Source organism: Acinetobacter brisouisimilis, assembly GCF_000368265.1.
Lineage (GTDB): Bacteria > Pseudomonadota > Gammaproteobacteria > Pseudomonadales > Moraxellaceae > Acinetobacter.
In genome coordinates, this window is sequence record NZ_KB851218.1 from 393,485 (window position 1) to 410,067 (window position 16,583).

13 protein-coding genes are annotated in these 16,583 nt (G+C 43.1%); 9 read left to right on the forward strand and 4 right to left on the reverse strand.

The annotated features are described in order from the left end of the window. Positions 1–17: 17 nt before the first annotated feature. A complete protein-coding gene (locus tag F975_RS03205; protein WP_004750117.1) occupies positions 18–1,667 on the reverse strand; it encodes an inorganic phosphate transporter in 1,650 nt (549 codons plus the stop codon). 473 nt (positions 1,668–2,140) lie between these two features. On the opposite strand from F975_RS03205, the gene F975_RS03210 reads away from it, so the two are divergent. The 5 genes from F975_RS03210 to gabP all read left to right on the forward strand — a co-directional run bounded on the left by F975_RS03210 (position 2,141) and on the right by gabP (position 8,057). Then, a complete protein-coding gene (locus tag F975_RS03210) occupies positions 2,141–3,037 on the forward strand; it encodes a LysR family transcriptional regulator ArgP (RefSeq protein ID WP_004750118.1) in 897 nt (298 codons plus the stop codon). Between the two features lie 118 nt (positions 3,038–3,155). Next, on the forward strand, positions 3,156–3,350 hold the full coding sequence (locus F975_RS03215; protein WP_004750120.1) for a hypothetical protein: 195 nt from the start codon (positions 3,156–3,158) through the stop codon (positions 3,348–3,350). An 827-nt stretch (positions 3,351–4,177) separates the two neighbouring features. Further along, the gene (locus F975_RS03220; RefSeq protein ID WP_004750122.1) at positions 4,178–5,605 is read left to right on the forward strand and encodes an amino acid permease; all 1,428 of its coding nucleotides are present in this window, start codon (positions 4,178–4,180) and stop codon (positions 5,603–5,605) included. Positions 5,606–6,391: 786 nt separating this feature from the next. Further along, positions 6,392–6,580, forward strand: a complete 189-nt coding sequence (locus tag F975_RS03225; RefSeq protein WP_004750123.1) for a hypothetical protein — start codon at positions 6,392–6,394, stop codon at positions 6,578–6,580. A gap of 85 nt (positions 6,581–6,665) precedes the next feature. Continuing rightward, the gene (gene gabP, locus F975_RS03230; RefSeq protein WP_004750125.1) at positions 6,666–8,057 is read left to right on the forward strand and encodes a GABA permease; all 1,392 of its coding nucleotides are present in this window, start codon (positions 6,666–6,668) and stop codon (positions 8,055–8,057) included. 239 nt (positions 8,058–8,296) lie between these two features. On the opposite strand, the gene pdxR is transcribed toward gabP, so the two are convergent. After that, positions 8,297–9,799, reverse strand: coding sequence for a MocR-like pyridoxine biosynthesis transcription factor PdxR (pdxR, locus tag F975_RS03235; protein ID WP_004750126.1), 1,503 nt, complete (start codon positions 9,797–9,799; stop codon positions 8,297–8,299). A gap of 153 nt (positions 9,800–9,952) precedes the next feature. Between pdxR and gabT the strand changes: the two genes are divergently transcribed. Together gabT and F975_RS03245 are read left to right on the forward strand one after the other, a co-directional pair. Next, positions 9,953–11,242, forward strand: coding sequence for a 4-aminobutyrate--2-oxoglutarate transaminase (gene gabT / locus F975_RS03240; RefSeq protein ID WP_004750128.1), 1,290 nt, complete (start codon positions 9,953–9,955; stop codon positions 11,240–11,242). After that, on the forward strand, positions 11,239–12,690 hold the full coding sequence (locus F975_RS03245) for an NAD-dependent succinate-semialdehyde dehydrogenase (RefSeq protein WP_004750129.1): 1,452 nt from the start codon (positions 11,239–11,241) through the stop codon (positions 12,688–12,690). Before gabT ends, F975_RS03245 begins: the two co-directional genes overlap by 4 nt. 78 nt (positions 12,691–12,768) lie before the next feature. On the opposite strand, the gene F975_RS03250 is transcribed toward F975_RS03245, so the two are convergent. Both F975_RS03250 and pncA read right to left on the reverse strand, forming a co-directional pair. Then, positions 12,769–13,725: a bile acid:sodium symporter family protein gene (locus tag F975_RS03250; protein ID WP_004750131.1), complete on the reverse strand. Its 957-nt coding sequence runs from the start codon at positions 13,723–13,725 to the stop codon at positions 12,769–12,771. A gap of 330 nt (positions 13,726–14,055) precedes the next feature. Then, positions 14,056–14,712 (reverse strand): bifunctional nicotinamidase/pyrazinamidase, encoded by a 657-nt coding sequence (gene pncA / locus F975_RS03255; RefSeq protein WP_004750135.1) that lies wholly within the window; start codon positions 14,710–14,712, stop codon positions 14,056–14,058. 320 nt (positions 14,713–15,032) lie between these two features. On the opposite strand from pncA, the gene dapA reads away from it, so the two are divergent. Continuing rightward, entirely contained in the window at positions 15,033–15,926 is an 894-nt protein-coding gene (gene dapA / locus F975_RS03260) for a 4-hydroxy-tetrahydrodipicolinate synthase (RefSeq protein WP_004750136.1), read from the forward strand. Between the two features lie 13 nt (positions 15,927–15,939). Continuing rightward, entirely contained in the window at positions 15,940–16,554 is a 615-nt protein-coding gene (locus tag F975_RS03265; protein WP_004750138.1) for a hypothetical protein, read from the forward strand. The last annotated feature ends 29 nt before the right edge of the window (positions 16,555–16,583 follow it).

Here is a 16,583-nt window from a genome sequence, read left to right on the forward strand (position 1 = left end):
TTATGCCAATCGACAGATTAAACGAACTGCAAGAACAGCCAGTAAAGCGATGCTGAAAGTACCATCGCACAGGGCAAGGTCAACACCCATGCCATCAAAATGCTTTTCACGGTTGCCCACTGCAACCCTGATTTATTCGCGGTCATGGTACCCGCTACCGCACTGTTGAGTACATGTGTGGTACTAACAGGTAAACCAAACTTGTCTGCGGCAATAATTGTTCCCATCGCAACAAGCTCTGCTGACATGCCTTGACCATAAGTCAAATGGGTCTTCCCGATACGCTCACCGACAGTCACGACAATACGCTTCCAACCGACCATGGTTCCCAGCCCCAAAGCCAATGCAACAGCCACTTTAACCCAAGTTGGAATATACTGAGTCGCTTTGTCGAGGTTTTGACGATAATCCTCTACAGTCGCTTTTTGTGCAGGCGACAACTGTGTTAAATGATTGCCTTTATCTAACTCTTTTAAGCTTGCATTGCTGAGATACATGTCATTACGCAAATTAACAGTCGCTTTCTCAGGTACTTTTGCCATGCTGCCATAAGTGGCAACAGCATCTCCCAAATGATTTGACAAACTTGCGACTGCTGGCATGACCTGCGGGTTATATTGATGCGTTTGAATAAATTTCGTTAACACATCACGTGCTTGTAATTCAGGCATCTCTGGCTGATGATCAACCGCCAAGATATGCGCAGTTTTTTCAGACAAGGCTGCAAATGACTGTACCTGCGCAGGATCCATAGTTTTATTTAAAGAATAAGCCAATGGCACAATCCCGATCAAAATCAACATGATCAAGCCCATACCTTTTTGACCATCATTTGAACCATGAGCAAAACTCACCCCAGTACAGGTACAAATCAACAAAGTACGTACCAAAAATGAAGGCGGCTTATTGCCTTCTGGGGCAGCAAACAATTCTTTTTGACGCTTTTTCATCACCAGTTTTAACAACAGGAAGGCAGCAGCAGCCAAACCAAAACCAATCAAGGGTGAAAAGAACAAGGCTTTGGCAACTTTTAAAACCTGCCCCATATCCACACCGCTAACACCATCGGTTGCCGAGTGTAACAACTGGTTCATGATGCCCACACCAATAATTGAACCAATCATGGTATGTGAACTTGAGGCTGGAATACCCAAAAACCATGTTCCCAAATTCCAGAGAATCGCAGCAAGTAACAAGGCAAACACCATCGCAAACCCTGCACCACTGTCAACATGCAAAATCAGCTCAACAGGTAATAATGCAATAATGCCGTAAGCCACCGCACCGCTGGCAGTCAGAACACCCAAAAAGTTAAAAAAGCCCGACCACATTACTGCAACAGGAGCAGGCATGGCATTGGTATAAATCACCGTGGCGACAGCATTGGCAGTGTCATGAAAACCGTTTACGAACTCAAAGCCCAAAGCGATCACCAATGCCATGCCCAGCATGATGAAAGAAAATACGCTCAGCGGTGGAACTTGTGACAAATCAAAAGTCAGTTGCACGCCAATATAGGTTAAGGATGTCAATACCACTAAGGCAAAGACATATTTAAACCACTGCGGCGCAGGAAGATGGATATTTTTAGAAGAAGAATTTGTTGTGTTTTGGGCAATTGCTGATGCGGGATGCTTTTCAGTAACAATTGATACCTGATGATTCATGTGAATGGTGACATATCATAAAATTGTTTAAATTTTGCGACCAATTTATGACAATTAAATGACATTTTTTAATTTCCAGTTCCTCAATTTATAATTGGCTTTTTTACAGCACCCAAAACGACTGAGCTAAAATATAAATCCACCAAACCCAATCAGCATTTGTCAAAAACTGGATACAAGAAATTGTCATCCATCACTGCTTGAGTCGAGACCTCATTACAATCGCCTTTATTATTTTAGTCAGCATCTCATTTTTAAATGCTTTAATTTGGTAAACAATGAGGGTTTCAATACGCTTTTCTAAAGACTGAATGATCGATCGCCAACACATTTCCCTGTAAGCCAACAAAATAAACCAGAAAAAATTTGCTCAATCATCATGTCAAGAGTCATCGGATTTCCATTTCCCTTAAAAAGTAAATAAAATTAAACAAACACCAGCTTACCTAAAAAAAACTCAATCAGGTTTCATTATGCTCGATAGCAAACAATGCCAAGCGTTTCTCGCTGTCGCGGAAACTGGCAGCTTTGAACACGCCAGTTTACAGTTACATTTAACCGCTTCAGCAGTATCACTTCGTGTACAGGCGCTCGAGCGGCAGCTTGGGCAAATGTTATTGATTCGTGGGCGACCTTGCCAAACCACACCCGCAGGTGAGCAATTGTTGCAATATTTGCAGCGGCAGCGCTTTATGGAACAGAATTTTCTGCAAAATCTACAGGGCAAACAGGCAAATTCCGAGTTTATTAAAGTAGTTATCGCCAGTAATGCCGATTCACTCGCAACATGGTTACTTCCCAGCCTACAACAGAGTGTTATTCAACAGCAGATTGCCCTAGAAATTCGCATAGATGATCAGTCTTTGACCCATGCTCTCCTCGAAGCTGGACAAGCCCATGCCTGTATTTCAGTAGAAGCTCAACCTTTACGGGGTTGTTCCGCCAAAGCCTTGGGGTATATGCGTTACAAGATGGTAGCAACACCCACTTTTATTGCCCGCTGGTTTAAGCACGGTGTCTCTCGCCAAAGTCTGATGCAGGCACCTGCGGTTATTTTCAATCAAAAAGATCACATGCATCAAAATGTATTACTGAAACTGCATGGTTTAACTGCAAACAGTTACCCCTATCATTTCATTCCATCGTCCGAAGCCTTTGTAAACGCCATTCATCGTGGCTTAGGTTATGGTCTTGTACCTGATTTACAGCTCGGCGCAGCGTTGGAGCTAGGTGAATTAGTTGAAATTTTACCTGAAGCACAAACCGATATTTTGCTGTACTGGCATCATTGGCAACAACAATCCACACCATTGCAACAGCTCACCCAACAGATTTGCCAGAACAGCCAGCGTTTTTTACATCCAGTTTAATGACCAGTCAAAATGAGCCGTATGCTGCCTTGTACACTGTGCAACAAAATATCTCAATACATTCATTTTTACCGCGTTATCCTATTGTATTGTAGGCGCGGGTTATAAGGAGAGATCTATGAATAAAGTAAAAGTGATCTTGGGAAGTTTAGCGGTTATTTCAATGTTGAGCTTGTCAGGTTGTTGCCTATTTGATCCGTTCTGGTGGGGTGATGGTCATCATCATGAAGGTGGGCACTATGAGCGAGGCGGTTATGGTGAAGGTCACGGTGGTGGTCGTGGCGATCATGGCGGCGGTCGCGGCGGTTGGTAAACCCTACCCATCTGTAGTCGCTATTAGGTTTGTACTTGAGTTAGCCCAATAGCGACTCATTTTCGACAACAGTAGCGACTCGGTATGGTTTTTAATATTTTTTGAAAAAATTTTTAGTATTTTCATAATGAATTATAAAAAAATAACCCTGAAATAAAAAATGATCTGTCAAATTATAAATATAAGATATTGAAATATAAAAATTTAATTAAATCAATAAATTTAATTTTCTACCAATAAAACCCATATTTTCTTTAAGTCTTTAGTGCCAATTTTCACAATAGGTCTGCACATTGGCTCTTTCCCTATATCTAAAAATGGCTCTCGTTTCTTTGCTCTCCAAACGACAAATTAAAGTTACTGGAAGTATGCATACACGACTGTTGCTATTTATGTTGTTGTAACAAAAGCCTATTCGAGTTGAGTTCGACACACGATCTAGCAGCATTTTTGCAGGACATTTGCACGTCAAGCTGCATTTGAAAATGCAAAATCCCAAGTCATGAATTAAGGAAAATCGTATGGCAACACATCAGGCTGTTTATGTGAATACCGCTCAAAGCGGTCGCCATTTTAGTGGTCTCAGTCTTCGTGACCCAAAGATCATTTTTTTCAATAAAAGGGAAAATTGGTATCAGCCATTGATCAGGCTGATCCAATACGGCTGTCAGGGCTACATTTCTTAGCGTATTCAGCACATCTAAAAGTAATCCTTTTCGTCTTACTTGCAGAGTAGCTCGGCTTGTCCTTGCTGCGGAAGGTGCACGCTTTTTTCAGGCATTGCGCGTTCAATTAGATTCATTTTTTCTTTTTTGTGAAGGTTTTTTATGACGCAGACCCATGAGAGCAACTCCTCCTCTCAAGATTTAAAACACGGACTTAAGTCACGTCATCTTACAATGATCTCAATTGCAGGTGTGATTGGAGGGTCATTATTTATAGGTTCAGGAAGTGTCATTTACTCTACTGGTCCAGCCGCAATTTTAGCTTATGGATTGGGTGGATTACTGATTCTGTTTATTATGCGCATGCTGGGTGAGATGGCTGTTCTCAACCCAGATAGTGGTTCATTTTCCACCTATGCTGACCGCGCAATTGGGCGTTGGGCTGGCTTTACCATTGGCTGGTTGTATTGGTGCTCTTGGGCATTACTCATGGGCTGGGAAGCTTATGTTGCGGGTAAAATTTTAAATAGCTGGTTTCCGCTGATTCCAATCTGGATCTATATGCTCGCGGTCATCACTACGTTAGTCCTCGTGAACCTGCAAAACGTGAAAAATTACGGTGAATTTGAGTTCTGGTTTGCTCTAATCAAAGTGATCGCCATTATTATTTTCCTGGTGATTGGTAGTTTAGCCATTTTACATCTCTGGCCGTGGGCTACACCGACGGCTCAGGGCTTTACTAACCTCACGTCTCAAGGCTTTATGCCAAATGGTTTTTCATCCATCATCACGGCTTTACTTGGGGTAATGTTTGCCTATATCGGTGCGGAAATTGTCACGGTTGCTGCGGCTGAATCGGATAACCCTGCACGAGAAATTCGTAAAGCATCCAATTCGATTGTTTGGCGAATCATGCTGTTTTATGTTGGCTCAATGTTCATTACTGTGTGCCTAATTCCACACAACAATCCACTTTTAAAAGATGCAACTTGGGGAACATACAGTGTGACTTTAACGGCGCTGGGCGTACCTGAAGCGCGTCACATTGTGAACTTTGTGGTACTCACTTCGGTATGTAGCTGCTTTAACTCGGCACTCTACACCTGCTCGCGCATGTTGTTCTCTCTGTCAAAACGTGGTGATGCACCAAAAAGTTTTGGTTCAATCAACAGTAAAGGTAGCCCTTGGATGGGTGTCTTAGTCTCTTGTAGCTTTGCCGTATTTGCTGCCATTTTGACTGCAACGGGTAGTATGGATGTCTATGATATTTTCATGCTCGCAACAGGTACAGCAGCACTGTATGTTTATCTCACCATTGCCTGCTCACAACTTCGCTTACGCAAAAAACTTGAAGCAGAAGGTCAAAAAATTGACTTTAAAATGTGGCTTTTCCCTGGCTTAACCTATGCTGTGATTTTCACCATCGTCGGTGCCATTATTATGATGCTGATTGAAGGCACTTACTTCAAAGAAGTCATCTACACCTCAGGTTTAGCGCTGTTTATTGTCATTCTTGGTTTATGTGCTCAGAAATTTAACTGGGGTAAAGAACAACAACCCGAACTCGATCAAGAAAAAATACCAGGTTAAATCCATCACTGATGCTACCGAAAAACCCACCCTGTGTGGGTTTTTTTATTGATCGGTCATGCTGTTCTGGCCAATTTAGCAATCTTGTTTAAAGATTATTTTTCATGATTGTTATATTTACAACTCAGTCGCTCTAGTGTGTTCGGAATTGAAATCAAAAGAGAAATATTTCTCTCAAATATGCTTCACCAATATCAGCCTCAAAGCCACCTCATCAGACAGCTAAATACTCTTGTCATGATCTATATTTTTGCAATTGCTATTTTAATATTTCGCATCTCTTGGCCAAATAGAGAGATTTGAATCGCTTATTTTATATATTCCTAAAAATCCCAAGCCATAATTGCCAAAAAGTGATTTTGGTTGACGGGCAAATGTCATATTTCTGCAAAAAAAATTTCGTATTTTGAAATCTATTTTTATTCGATTTTTACAGATAATTAAATACACAAGATTGTATGATCGGTTCTATATATTCACATGAAAAATATAAGAATAAAAAAAACCATTTGATAAAAATATGCGATAAATATCACATTTTATTTAAGATAAGTTACTCATTTTTCAATTAAATTACACAATTGGCTCTTTCCGCATATCAGGAAATGGCTCTCGTTTATTAGTTGGCGACCCATCAAATTAAAGTTACTGGAAGTATGCATACACAAATGGTGTTGTTTACCAGATTGCTTTTTTCTCCATGCAATCTGGTGACAACTCAAGAAATTTGTAGGGCATTTGTATTTGATTGTGCAATGCCCTAAGTCATGAATTAAGGAAAATCATATGGCAACACATCAAGCTGTTTATGTGCATGCCGCCACAAGTGGTCGCCATCACATCGCTTTTCAAAGTCATTATCAGACAGCTTATTTTTCACAGTATGGGGGCATTGGTTTTGTTACCAATGCAGTTGCGATGCCTGATTTGGGCAAAGCACATTTATGCTCTCCTTTTTCCTTGCAGAGTAGTTAGGTTCGTCCCTGCTGCGTAACCCATAGTGCCTTCGGGCAAATGGGCGTTCGATATAAATCCATTTTTTCTTTTTTGAAGGTTTTTTATGACGCAAGCAAATCAAGCCTCACTCTCTCAAGGCTTAAAAAACCGCCATGTCACCATGCTGTCTATTGCAGGTGCCATCGGTGCAGGTTTATTTGTCGGTTCAGGACATGCCATTGCTTCCGCAGGTCCTGCAGCTATTTTGGCTTATTTCATCGCAGGGACACTGGTGGTTCTGGTCATGCGTATGCTCGGTGAAATGGCTGTTTCACAGCCCGACAGTGGTTCGTTTTCAACCTATGCCGATCGTTCAATTGGTAAATGGGCTGGGTTTACCATTGGCTGGTTGTACTGGTGGTTCTGGGTCTTGGTCATTCCATTTGAAGCCAATGCCGCAGCCGCGATTATTAACTCTTGGATTCCTGGCGCACCGATCTGGTTGCTCGCCTTCCTGATTACCGCCGCACTGACTGTAACTAACCTATTTAGCGTAAAAAATTACGGTGAATTCGAGTTCTGGTTTGCATTAATCAAAGTAGTGTCGATTATCGCGTTCATTATTTTTGGTTGTGCTGCTGTGTTTGGTTTCTCTCCGAACCCAGAAGTCAGCGGGGTTAAACACCTATGGGATCATGGTGGTTTTATGCCAAATGGTTGGGGGCCAGTCTTGGCTGCGTTACTAACCACCATGTTCTCATTTATGGGTTCTGAAATTGTCACGATTGCTGCAAGTGAGTCAAAAGACCCTGAACATCAAATTACCAAAGCAACCAACTCGGTCATTTGGCGTATTGCATTGTTCTATATCGTGTCAATCTTCCTTGTAATTGCACTTGTGCCTTGGAATGATCCTAACTTACCAAGTATGGGATCATATCAAACTGTATTGTCTGTATTGCACGTCCCACATGCAAAACTGATGGTTGATATCGTGGTATTGACCTCTGTAGCTAGCTGTTTGAACTCGGCACTCTATACCGCTTCACGTATGGTGTACTCTTTAGGAGTACGTGGCGATGCGCCTTCGTTTACCAAAAAAGTAAACTCGCAACATACACCTGTATATGCGGTTTTACTGTCAACAGCAGTTGCGTTTATCTGTACTTTTGCCAACTATGCTGCACCAAAAGCCGTCTTTAACTTCCTGCTTGACAGCTCTGGTGCGATTGCGTTGCTAGTTTATCTGGTGATTGCATTCTCGCAATTGGCAATGCGCAAAAAACTGGTGGCTGAAGGTAAACAGCTCACCATGAAAATGTGGTGCTTCCCGTACCTGACTTGGGCAGTGATTGTCTTTATCATCGCGGCACTTGTGACCATGGCATTTGATCCAGCGCATACACATGAAATCACTTCAACGGCGATTCTCAGTGTGTTCGTGGTCATCTCTGGTTTGATTGTGACCAAACGCCGTAGTGAAAAAGCACCTTCTGCCATAGCAGAAAGCAAATAATCAAATTCAATACAGGCATATGCGTATGCCCGTATTCACAGGTTGATGCTGAAGAAAAAGTAAATTGGTCAGGTTATTTAGATTACTGTGTCTGGCATGGACATACTAATACTACTCTCCCAAATCCCTGACTTTGTGAACGCTAACACAATTTACTTTTTCGACAGCATCACGTTGGTCTAGCGACCAAAGGAAACAAGGAGATTTGGCGATCTCCTTGTTTTTTTTATTGGTGAATTTTAATTCAGTGTTGGCACACCCGCTTCACGCAAGCACTGCAACAGCACTCCAAATGCCATCACCATATCTTTTTCATCGACACAGGCAAAACCCATCAACAAACCACGCTGTGCACGCGCATGCGACTGCATATAGTATTGTGACAATGGACGCACCTTCACTCCACGTTCTAGTGCCTTGGCGGCAATCGCCACATCATCACAGTAGGTTGGCAGTTTCATCACTAAATGCAACCCTGAAGCTTCATCGTATTCATGTAAAAAATCTTTGCCCAAATACCGGTAAATCAGATCAATCAGGAAAGAACGGCGCTTGCCGTAGAGTAAGCGCATACGGCGAATATGTGCTTCATAGTGCCCTTCGCGAATAAACTCTGCCAATGCCTTTTGCACCAGTAAATGCCCGCCGCGATACAGCTCGGCTGCAACAATACGTAGCGGTGAGAACAATGGTTTTGGCACCACCAGATAACCAATACGCAGCGCTGGGTAAATGGTTTTACTAAAGGTTCCCATATAAATCACAGGTGCTTCGGGTTCTAACCCTTGCAAAGATGGGTATGGCTGTCCTGAAAAACGGAACTCACTGTCGTAGTCATCTTCAATAATCCAGCTGCCATGCTGACGTGCGATATTTAATAATTGTTTACGACGTGCCAGACTCAAATGTGAACCGAGCGGATATTGATGCGAAGGCGTGACAAAAATCAGTTTAGGCGCTTGTTTTGGGTTATCTTCTGGAATAATGCCTTCAATATCGACAGGCATAGGACGCAAATGCAGCCCGTTAATCCGCAAAGTATTGCGCATGCCCCAATAGGCAGGATCTTCAATCCAGACATGATCACCAATATCACTCAGCGCCCGTGACACCAAATCTATGCCTTGGTGAATGCCTTCAGTAATAATAATCTGATCGACATCACATTGGACTGAACGTGCTACACGCAAATAATCTGCCAAGGCACTGCGCAGCTCGACACAACCACCCGCATTACTATAAATCAGACGATTAATGTCTGGTTCACGGCTTAAACGCGCCTGAATTCGACTAAAAATATGATGAGGAAATTCAGTGACATCAGGTGCACCAGGCACAAAAGCACCCCACTGATGTGGTGATGCGGCGGCATAACCCATCAGGCTTGCCCCACGATTCGACAACGTATAATCACGTCGTAGTGGTTGTTGCAAATGTGGCTGAGCTTTCTTTTTCTGACTATTTAAAAATGCTTCAGGCAATTTCTCGGCAACCCATGTGCCATGCCCTGTACGCGCTTCAACATAACCTTCCGCTTGCAGCTGTTCATAAGCCGTCAGTACAGTATTTCGGGATACATGAATTTCACCTGCCAGATCACGCGATGCAGGTAATCGAGTCTTCGGTTGTAATACGCCTTCCACAATGGCACTACGCAAGCAACGAAATAACCGTTGATGTAGCGTACCCTCGGCGTCTTGTTGTAATCGTTGCAACAAATGATCTCCAAGCAGGCTACGCAATTGGCTCTCTCCTTCTGTATTAAAGTGGCTCTCGTTAGTTGCCGCCTAAAGCGCGAAATTATAGCGATACACAGTGATTGTAAACCATCATAATCCATGATGATGCTATACATACGTACAAGCTGTAACCGATGACAAAAATGAGGGATTAACATGAGCGATAAACATACTGCACTGAACGAGCGCAAACAGCAAGCAACACCACGTGGCGTAGGTGTAATGTGTCAGTGGTATGCAGAAAAAGCTGAAAACTCAACTCTTTGGGATGCTGAAGGCAACCAATTTATCGACTTCGCTGGTGGTATTGCAGTATTGAATACTGGTCACCGTCACCCGAAAGTGATTGCTGCTGTAACTGAACAGTTGACTAAATTCACGCACACTGCTTACCAAGTTGTTCCTTACGAAAGTTATGTGGCTTTGGCTGAACGTATTAACGAACGTGCGCCAATCGCAGGCCCTGCAAAAACAACCTTCTTCTCTACAGGTGCAGAAGCTGTAGAAAATGCAGTAAAAATTGCACGCGCTTACACAGGTCGTCACGGCATCATTACTTTTGGTAACGGTTTCCACGGTCGTTCTTTCATGACTATGGCAATGACAGGTAAAACTGCACCTTACAAACGTGACTTCGGTGTTATGCCTGCTGGCGTATTCCACGCACGTTACCCAGTTCCTGCAAAAGGCGTGTCAATTGAAGACGCGATCGAAAGCATTGAAAACATTTTCAGTGAAGACGTTGCAGCACATGACGTTGCAGCAATCGTGCTTGAACCCGTTCAAGGTGAAGGCGGTTTCAACGTTGTTCCTGCTGAATTCTTAAAACGCCTTCGCGCACTTTGCGACAAACACGGTATCTTGTTAGTTGCTGACGAAGTTCAGTCTGGTTTTGCACGTACTGGTAAATTGTTCGCAATGAACTACTTTGAAACTAAAGCAGACTTGATCACTATGGCGAAAAGCTTAGGTGGCGGCTTCCCGATCTCAGGCGTTGTAGGCCGTGCCGAAGTCATGGACGCTCCAAACCCAGGTGGTTTAGGTGGTACTTATGCAGGTAGCCCAATTGCCGTTGCTGCAGCTCATGCCGTGATCGACGTCATCGAAGGTGAAAACCTGTGCGAACGTGCCAATGAATTGGGTGCTGAGCTTGTTGCAACTTTAGAAAGCATCAAAGCAGCATCTGGCGACGTTGTTACTCATATCCGTGCCTTAGGTTCTATGGTTGCTGTTGAACTTGAAACTGCTGAACAAGCAAAAACTGTACAACAATATGCAATGGACAACGGTCTATTGATCCTGACTTGTGGTAAATATGGTAACGTGATCCGTTTCTTGTATCCATTGACTATTCCTGTTGAACAATTCCGTCAAGGTCTAGACATCTTGAAACAAGGTTTTGCAACTTTAAATACCACAACAAATTCTGCGGAGCAGTCTGCATGATCCAAACTAACTTGCAGTATTTGCTAAAACACCCAGATATTACGTTTGAAGCGCCTGCTTCAGACGACTATATCGAAGTGAATGACGCTGCTACAGGTGAAACGCTGGCGTGGGTGAAAACCTACGACAGCGCAGCTGTTGAAGCAGCCATTTTACGTTCTGAAAAAGCACAGGCAGCTTGGAAAAAACAAACTGTGACTGCGCGTGCCGACGTATTGTGGGCATGGTACAACCTCATGCTGGCTCACAAAGAAGATTTGGCACAAATCTTAACGGCTGAGCAAGGCAAACCACTGGCGGAAGCACGTGGCGAGATTGGTTACGCAGCTTCTTTCATTCGTTGGTTTGCTGAACAGGCACGTCGTATTGATGGTGAAGTTTTACCATCAGTGCAACCACAACAACGCTTACTTGTGATTAAACAAGGCATTGGTGTGACTGCGGCGATTACCCCTTGGAACTTCCCAGCGGCAATGATCACCCGTAAAGCAGCGCCAGCGATTGCAGCAGGTTGTTCTATGTTGGTTAAACCAGCAGAACAAACCCCGCTAACAGCTTACGCACTTGAAGTGCTTGCACTACAAGCAGGCTTACCTGTTGATGTTCTCATTAACATCAGTGGTGATGCTGCAGAAGTCGGCAAAACTTTATGTGACAGCGACATCGTACGCAAACTCAGCTTCACAGGTTCAACCCAAGTGGGTCGTATCCTGATGCAACAATGTGCACCAACCATCAAGAAACTTTCTCTTGAATTGGGCGGTAACGCACCTGTGCTGATTTTTGATGATGCGAATCTGGATCAAGCGGTTCAGGGCATCATGGCAAGCAAATATCGTAACAGCGGTCAAACTTGTGTCTGTGCAAACCGTATTTATGTTCAGGACGGCATCTATGATGCATTGGCTGAACGTCTGGTTGAAACTGTGGCGAAACAGTTGAAAGTTGGTGACGGTCGTCACGAAGGTTCAACTCAAGGCCCGTTGATTGACGAAAAAGCAGTCGCTAAAGTTCAATCACACATTGATGATGCTGTAGCGAAAGGTGCGCAAATCCGCATCGGTGGTAAGCGTTCTGAGCTAGGTGCAACATTCTTTGAACCGACCGTGTTGACTGGCGTGACACAAGACATGAAAGTTGCCAAAGAAGAAACATTTGGTCCGCTTGCTCCACTGTTCCGCTTCAAAACTGAAGACGAAGCTGTGGCAATGGCAAACGACACTGAGTTCGGCTTGGCAGCGTACTTGTTCACTCAAAACACAGCACGTCAATGGCGTGTTGGCGAAGCACTCGAATACGGTATGGTCGGCATCAACACTGGTGCGATCTCCAATGAAATTGCACCATTTGGTGGTGTAAAACAATCAGGTCTTGGACGTGAAGGTTCGAAGTTCGGCATTGAAGAGTATCTCGAAATGAAATACTTGTGTGTTGATCTTTCTGAATAATCATTCAGACAACCCATTAAAAAACCAGTCTCGCCCATTCGATGACTGGTTTTTTAATGCCTGCTGTTTCACTCAGTTTTATGACTGATCTTGGGGTTGTTTACGCGCCGCCACCATTGCCCAATAACTGGCGAGTGCAGGTCCTGAAATGTTATGCCACAAACTAAAAATGGCACTTGGCAATGCAGTTAATGGCGATGCAGCAAAATGCACGGCTGCCAGTGCCACGCCCAGCCCCGAGTTTTGCATCCCCACCTCTATCGCCACCGCTTTACTGTCAAAATAAGACAATCCCAAAATACGGCTGGCCCAAAAACCCAATAAAAAACCCAAACCATTATGTAGTGCTACAATCAGCAAGACCAGCAAACCCGACTGCAATAATGCCGTTTTGCTGGCTGCAATAATCGCCGCCACAATCAGTACAATCGCCACCACAGAAATTAAAGGCATGATTTCAATATAAGTATTAATTTTATTTTTCAGAAATATACGCACCACCAAACCCAAGGCGATTGGGAACAACACCACCTGTAAAATCGACAACAGCATGAAACTGGCATGAATCTCAATCCATTGACTGGCAAGCAGATAGAAAATCGCAGGGGTTAAAATGGGTGCGAGTAAAGTCGATACTGAAGTACACGCGACCGACAACGCCGTATTGCCTTTTGCCATAAAGGTAATCACGTTAGAGGCTGTTCCTCCTGGGCAACAACCTACCAAAATCACGCCAATTGCCAATTCAGGTGGCAACTGAAATAGCTTGCACAGCAAATAGGCCAGACTTGGCATCACCACAAAATGTGCCACTACACCAATCAGTACCGCTTTGGGGTTGTGCAGCACACTTTTAAACTCTCCCACCGTCATGGTCATCCCCATACCGAACATGATCACGCCAAGCATGAGTGGAATATAATGGGTTAGCCAAACAAATCCTTGTGGCAGATACAATGCAATCCCTGCAAACAGTACCACCCACAGCGCAAAACTTTTCTGGACGAACTGAATCATCGATAAAAATAATTTCATGAAATCACACGTCAAATGAGGCTTATAGCAGCATCTTAAAAATGAATAAACCCGAGTCCAATATAAAATGCATAGAAATTATAGGATATATAGAAACGCCAGTTGCATGTTTTAGGTCAAAAATATTTTTTCAAGATATTGTTTTTAAATACATTAAAAAATAACATTTCACTGAGTTTGCAACTGACAATTGGTTTTGCCCTTGTGCAGCGATGCTGCTCATCGCGACAACCTTGCGAAATGATACGAGAAACTGTGTAGCCCGAATACTGAATAACAACTGTCTCTATTTGGAAGTTCACTCACTTTAAATAGCATTCCAAACACAGCTCAGAATTTTGCCGACTTCTTAGTCTCGGAATCTCCTAAGAGCTGACTAGACTGTAAACGAATCACACCCAACGCCTGCATCGTCTCCCACGCCTGTTGTAAAGAGCCATTTAAGTCGATTGGCGCAGTCGCATCTTCAATCACATAAGTATTAAATCCCAATTTCACGGCATCCATTGCAGTCCATGCCACGCAAAAGTCAGTCGCGATTCCAACAATATATACTGTCGTAATTCCAGCTTCTCTTAAATAGCCTGCCAAACCTGTTGTGGTTTTCTGGTCTGCCTCTAAAAATGCCGAATAGCTATCAATGTTGGTATGCCATCCTTTACGGATAATGAGTTGTGCATGTGGAATATTCAGGTTCGGATGTAACTCAGCATCGTGTGTACCTTGCACGCAATGACTTGGCCAAAGTACTTGTGTGCCATAACCGAGCTGAATGGTCTCAAAAGCCTGTTTGCCTGCATGATTTTCAGCAAAAGAAATATGGTCGGCAGGATGCCAATCTTGAGTCAGCACCACATGCTGAAATTTTTGAGCCATTTGATTAATTAATGGAATAATCTGGTCGCTGTCTGCCACCGCCAAGTGACCGCCTGGAGTAAAACCATTTTGAATATCAACCACGATCAGGGCGCTCTGCTCCAGATTCATTTTTATTCTCCTATCAATTTACTGATTGCCGATATCAGCTAAAAATTTATAAAACCAAAGCTGAATGATGCGGTTCAAGCCAATATTTTTTTCAATTTATCCACTCAAAGTATTTATACCCAACCCGTTTAAAAAATGCCTTAAAAGTTTTGACTGCTTTAACGAAAGTATATTGTTCTTCATACCATGTTCAGTCATAATTTGAGTAAGCAACATTCAACGTTACCACTACATTACGTTGACTTTCCCGCTTAAATTCAAAATACAGTAACCATCCTTTTTAAAACTGTACGGATGGTCAAATAGGATATTTTTTCAAAATGACTCAGCAAGCTCAGAATATTCAAGGCTCAATTGTCGCACTAGTCACCCCTATGTTTGAAGATGGCAGCGTAGATTGGAAGAGCCTTGAAAAGCTCGTTGAGTGGCACGTTGAACAAGGTACTAATGCAATTGTTGCAGTTGGCACAACAGGTGAGCCTTCTACGCTGAGCATGTCTGAACACACACAAGTGATTAAAGAAATCATTCGTGTCGTGAACAAACGTATTCCTGTAATTGCTGGTACTGGTGCAAACTCAACTCATGAAGCGATCGAACTCACCCAAGAAGCTCAAACCCTTGGTGCAGATGCCGCACTTCTAGTCACACCTTATTACAACAAGCCGACTCAAGAAGGTTTATACCAGCATTTTAAAGCCATTGCTGAAACTGTTGATTTGCCGATCATTGTATATAACGTCCCAGGACGTACTGGTGTCGACATGCTCAATGAAACCGTACTTCGTCTTGCCGATATTCCAAATATCATTGCGGTAAAAGATGCGACTGGTAACACTGAACGGGGCAAAGAATTGATCGACGCCTTGAAGGGTCGTATGGCGGTTTTCTCAGGTGATGATGCCACTGCTGCTGAACTGATTCGTCTTGGTGCGCAAGGCAATATTTCGGTAACTGCCAATGTTGTTCCAAAATTGATGAGCGAATTATGTGCTGCAGCGTTACAAGGCAACCAAGAAGTTGCTGAGCAAATTAATAATAAGATTGCAAATTTAAACAATATTTTGTTTTGCGAATCCAACCCGATTCCTGTGAAATGGGCATTGCATGAAATGGGGAAAATTGGTTCAGGCATTCGTCTGCCACTCACTCCACTTGCAGAGCAATATCGCACACCATTGCGTGACGCGCTAAAAGACGTAGGTATTATTTAAAGAGCACAACATTATGCAGTTACGTTTAGGTTTAACCCTTGCACTTTCAGTTTTAAGTTTGGCTGGTTGTAGCACCTTGAGTAATAAGCTCAGTATTAACAACGGTTCTTTAAACTATAAAAAGTCGACCACCGACATTGAGCCCTTAAAATATCCTGAAGGTTCAACGGCTCGACCTGCAACGCCACTGTACCCTGCGCCGATTATCGACCCACTTGCATTACAACACGCGCCTGATTTTGAAAATCAAAAAGGTAATCGTTTTGCAATGCCTCGCCCAGATGAAGTCGTTCCAAACCGTACTTTGGCTGAAGCCAATAATAATTATCCGAAACCTGTGGTTTTAGTTGACGGAAACCAAAATCCGTTACTGAAAGTTACTGGTAAATCTGATACAATTTGGCAGTACACGCTTGCAACACTAAGCAGTCTAAATTACAGCGTGATTAGCCAAAGTCAAACACGGTATGAAGCGACAATTAAAGTCGATGATCATACTTATGTCTTAAAGCTCTCCGCTGTTGGTAAAACCAATACCCTCGTTTTATTTAATCCTGATAACAGTTTTGCTGATCAGGCTAAAGCGAAAGCATTGTTAGACCAGATTTCTCAAAATTGGCCAGCCTAGTACCCTAGGTATATTTTTGAAAACAGGTT

Coding starts and splice junctions, on each gene's coding strand:
- F975_RS03225 (WP_004750123.1), top strand. CDS start 6,392: ATGGCAACACATCAAGCTGTTTATGTGCATGCCGCCACAAGTGGTCGC.
- F975_RS03220 (WP_004750122.1), top strand. CDS start 4,178: ATGACGCAGACCCATGAGAGCAACTCCTCCTCTCAAGATTTAAAACAC.
- gabT (WP_004750128.1), top strand. CDS start 9,953: ATGAGCGATAAACATACTGCACTGAACGAGCGCAAACAGCAAGCAACA.
- pncA (WP_004750135.1), bottom strand. CDS start 14,712: ATGAATCTGGAGCAGAGCGCCCTGATCGTGGTTGATATTCAAAATGGT.
- F975_RS03215 (WP_004750120.1), top strand. CDS start 3,156: ATGAATAAAGTAAAAGTGATCTTGGGAAGTTTAGCGGTTATTTCAATG.
- F975_RS03265 (WP_004750138.1), top strand. CDS start 15,940: ATGCAGTTACGTTTAGGTTTAACCCTTGCACTTTCAGTTTTAAGTTTG.
- dapA (WP_004750136.1), top strand. CDS start 15,033: ATGACTCAGCAAGCTCAGAATATTCAAGGCTCAATTGTCGCACTAGTC.
- F975_RS03245 (WP_004750129.1), top strand. CDS start 11,239: ATGATCCAAACTAACTTGCAGTATTTGCTAAAACACCCAGATATTACG.
- gabP (WP_004750125.1), top strand. CDS start 6,666: ATGACGCAAGCAAATCAAGCCTCACTCTCTCAAGGCTTAAAAAACCGC.
- F975_RS03250 (WP_004750131.1), bottom strand. CDS start 13,725: ATGAAATTATTTTTATCGATGATTCAGTTCGTCCAGAAAAGTTTTGCG.
- F975_RS03205 (WP_004750117.1), bottom strand. CDS start 1,667: ATGAATCATCAGGTATCAATTGTTACTGAAAAGCATCCCGCATCAGCA.
- F975_RS03210 (WP_004750118.1), top strand. CDS start 2,141: ATGCTCGATAGCAAACAATGCCAAGCGTTTCTCGCTGTCGCGGAAACT.